Origin of the sequence: Microbacterium sp., from assembly GCF_041909575.1 — a bacterium.
Taxonomy (GTDB): domain Bacteria; phylum Actinomycetota; class Actinomycetes; order Actinomycetales; family Microbacteriaceae; genus Microbacterium.
Window position 1 is genome coordinate 1 of the sequence record NZ_JAYRDE010000010.1, and the last position, 402, is coordinate 402.

General features: G+C 79.6%; 1 pseudogene. It reads right to left on the reverse strand.

Annotated elements, in window-relative coordinates:
• Nucleotides 1–313 (reverse strand): annotated as a pseudogene (locus ACE3O1_RS02745) (competence protein ComEC); the annotation flags it as partial.
• Nucleotides 314–402: the final 89 nt, after the last annotated feature.

Consider the following 402-nt stretch of genomic DNA (forward strand, 5'->3'; position numbering starts at 1 on the left):
GCGCGGCTGTCCCGCGTGCCTCGATCCTCGCTCCCACGTCCAGCACGCCCGGACCCTCGACATCCGCAGGCGCCACCCGCACCACCACGTCGACGCTCACTGCACGGGCCTCGGTGCCGACGTCGAGCCGCGACGCGCGCGCATCGAACGCGAACGAGCCGTCTGCGCGACGCTCGACCTTCCCCACCACCGTCGCATGCACGGCGAGTGCGCGGCCGTTCATCACGTCGGGGCCGGCGGCGGCGTCGCGCGCAGGCTGGGCGTAGGCGACGTGGGATGCCGCGGCAGCGCCGGCGGCCAGTGCCAGCACCACGACGACCGCACCCGCGCGCGCCGTGGGCGGGGGGGGGGCGCCCGCCCCCCCCAGGGCCCCCCCCCCCGCCGCGCGCCGCGCCCCCCCCC